At 63.7% G+C, this 3,419-nt stretch carries 2 protein-coding genes; both read left to right on the top strand.

The window, feature by feature from the left end; translation table 11 throughout:
* Positions 1 to 480 (top strand): efflux RND transporter periplasmic adaptor subunit (locus tag EOA22_RS28210; RefSeq protein ID WP_127390388.1); only part of this gene is annotated, 480 nt, incomplete at its 5' end.
* Positions 481 to 679: 199 nt separating this feature from the next.
* A partial coding sequence (locus EOA22_RS28205) for an efflux RND transporter permease subunit (protein ID WP_164755907.1) occupies positions 680 to 3,419 on the top strand: 2,740 nt, incomplete at its 3' end.

Genomic DNA, 3,419 nt, shown 5'->3' with positions numbered 1-3,419 from the left:
GCCGAATTCAAGCCGGGCAAGGCGGTCAAGGCGGGCTTCTGGTCCGACGATGCGCTGGCGCTCGACGGCAAGGTCCGCGAAGTCGCCGGCAGCGCCGATCCGCAATCACGCACCTTTGCCGTCCGCGTCAGCCTGCCCAACGATCCGCGTGTGCTGCTCGGCATGACCGCCAGCATCGAAGCCACGGCGGCCAATGAGCGGCAGCTGGTCTCGATCCCCCTGAGCGCACTGGCCGAGCAAGGCACCCAATCGATCGTCTGGACCGTCGATCGTGGCGCCGACACCGTTCATGCTCGTCCGATCAAGGTTGCCGAGTTCGCCGCCGATGGCGTGCGTGTCGCGGAGGGTTTGAAACCCGGCGATGTCGTGGTCGCCGCCGGCACGCAATTCATGACCGAGAACCTCAAGGTGAAGCTCGCCGGTGATACGGCGCTGCAATCGGCATCCGCGGCGGACGGCGACGCCAAGCAGGTGCGCTGACGACAGACAACCGGCTGCGCGTTCCCGCAGCCGCTGGTTTCCGGGCGGCAGGCGCCCGACCGAGACGCTCGATTGATGTAACCCCCACATCGATTTCGCGTCCCACCGCGATGAGTGCTTCTCCGCTGGGAGAGCCTTGCCGCCCGGAAGCCACTACGAACCCTCGATTTTGTTGCGCTAGATAGATGGACCAGCGTCGATGACCAATTCCACGGAAGAGAAGCGGCCCTTCAACCTGTCGCGCTGGGCAATCGGCCATCCCGCCATTGCGCGGTTCCTGTTCGGCCTGATCATCATTTCCGGCGCGCTCGGCCTGATGCGCATGGGCCAGAAGGAAGATCCCGATTTCACCTTCCGGGTCATGGTCGTCCAGGCGATCTGGCCGGGCTCCTCGATCCAGGAGATGGAAGACCAGGTCGTCAACAAGATCGAACGCAAGCTGCAGGAGACGCCGCATCTCGATTTCGTGCGCTCCTTCACCCGCGCCGGCAGCGCCATCATCACCGTGCAGATCAAGGGCGACACCAACACCGCCGAGGTGACCGACGCGTTCTACCAGGTGCGCAAGAAGGTCGGTGACATTGCCGGTGACTTGCCACAAGGTCTGCTCGGCCCCTATTTCAACGACGAATTCGGCGACACCTTTATCACCCTGCATTCGATCAGCGGCGACGGCTTCAGCTATCCCGAGCTGAAGAAGTTCGCCATCCAGGCGCGCGACATGCTTTTGACGACGCCCGGCGTCGAAAAAGCCGTTATCATCGGCGACCAGCCTGAAAAGCTCTATATCGACGTCTCGTCCAAGGCCCTGGCCGAACGGGGCCTGACGCTGACCGATCTGCAGAATGCGATCAAGGGACAGAACAATGTCGACCCGGCCGGCTCCGTCGATACCGGCACCAACTCGGTGCGCATTTCCGTCGAGGGCGATGTCGGCAAGGTCGAGGATATCAGGAACCTGCGCCTGCGCGCCGGCGGTCAGGTCACGAGGCTGGGCGACATCGCCACGGTGAGTTCGGGGTTGCAGGATCCGTTCCAGCGAAAGTACCGCTTCAACGGTCACGACAGCGTGCAGTTGGGCGTCGTCATGGCCAAGGGCTTCAAGGTTACCGATGTCGGCAAGGATGTCGAGGCCACCTACAAGCGCTTCGAAGAGGCGCTGCCCTACGGCGTTGCGGTCGACCAGATCTCCGACCAGCCGGGCGTCGTCACCGATGCGGTGGCGGAGTTCATGCATGCGCTTGGCGAAGCGTTGCTGATCGTGCTCGTGGTCTCGTTCCTGTCGATCGGTTGGCGTTCCGGCCTGGTCATCGCCATCGCCATCCCGCTGGTGCTGGCCGCGACCTTCGCCATCATGTACGAGCTCGGCATCGACCTGCAGCGCATCTCGCTCGGCGCGCTGATCATCGCGCTCGGTCTTCTGGTCGACGACGCGATGATCGTCGTCGAGATGATGGAGCGCAAGCTGGAGGAGGGAATGGTCAAGGTCGAGGCGGCGAGCTTCGCCTATTCCTCGACCGCCTTCCCGATGCTGACCGGCACGCTGATCACCACGGCCGGCTTTATTCCGGTCGGCTTCGCGGCCTCGACCGCCGGCGAATATGTCCGCACGCTGTTTTATGTCGTCGGCATCGCGCTGATCGTCTCCTGGTTCGTCGCGGTCTATTTCACGCCATGGCTCGGCAACATGATCCTCAAGCAGCGCAAGCATGCCGGCAGCCATCACGATGTCTTCGACACGCGTTTCTACCGCCGGCTTCGTGCCACCGTCAGCTGGGCCGTGCGCCATCGCATCATCGTCCTGGTGATGACGCTGGTCACCTTCGGCACCAGCCTGTGGGCTTTCCAGTTCATTCCGCAGAACTTCTTCCCGCAATCGTCGCGGCCGGAAATCCTCGTCGACCTTTGGCTGCCGGAAGGCACCAGCATCAAGGAAGTCGAGGCGCAGGCCAAGGCGCTCGAGACCAAGATGATGGACGACAAGGACAAGCGTTTCATCGCCACCTATATCGGCGAGGGCGCGCCGCGCTTCTTCCTGCCGCTCGACCAGCAGCTGAGCAACCCCAACTTTGCCCAGTTGCTCGTCATGGCCAATGACGAACCGGCTCGCGAGCGTCTGATCGTCAAGTTGCGCACCGTTCTGGCGCAAGACTTCCCGTCCATCCGTGCCAAGGTCGATCGTCTGTTCCTCGGTCCGCCGACCGGCTGGCCGGTGCAGATGCGCGTCATGGGGCCGGATCGCCAGGAGGTGCGCCGCATCGCCGACCAGGTGAAGGCGAAGTTCCGTGAAGATCCGCTGCTTGGCGCCGTGCATGATGACTGGCTGGAGCCGGTTCCGGCGATGAAGCTGGTCATCGACCAGGATCGTGCCCGCGCACTCGGCGTTACCTCGCAGCGCATCCGCCAGATGCTGCAGGCGACGATGTCCGGCGCGCCGCTCGACGACTTCCGCGACGGCGAGGAGACGGTGTCCATCGTCGCCCGCGAGCCGCATGCCAGCCGCAGCATGCTGTCCTCGGTCGACTCGGTCTATATCCCGACCGACTTCGGCGGTTTCGTGCCGCTGTCGCAGGTGGCCAAGGTGGTGCCGGTGCTGGAGCAAGGCATCGAATGGCGCCGCGACCGCCTGCCGACCATCAGCGTGCGCGCCACCTTGCCCGACGGCGTGCAGTCCAACGACGTCGTCACCAAGATGTACAACGACATGAAGGACCTGCGTGCGGGTCTGGCGCCCGGTTACAAGATCGAAATCCAGGGCGGTGCGGAGGATTCGGCGGAAAGCCAGGCTTCGATCGCCGCCAAGGCACCGATCATGCTGGCCGTCATTGTCGTGCTTTTGATGATCCAGCTGCAGAACTTCGGCAAGGCGATGCTGGTGCTGGCGACCGGTCCGCTTGGCATTATCGGTGCTGCCGCGGCACTCCTGATCAGCGGTGCGC

The sequence above is a fragment of the Mesorhizobium sp. M7A.F.Ca.US.014.04.1.1 genome, from assembly GCF_003998745.1.
Taxonomy (GTDB): domain Bacteria; phylum Pseudomonadota; class Alphaproteobacteria; order Rhizobiales; family Rhizobiaceae; genus Mesorhizobium; species Mesorhizobium ciceri.
The sequence above is the reverse complement of the archived record's forward strand: the minus strand, read 5'-3'. Positions and strand labels throughout refer to the sequence as shown.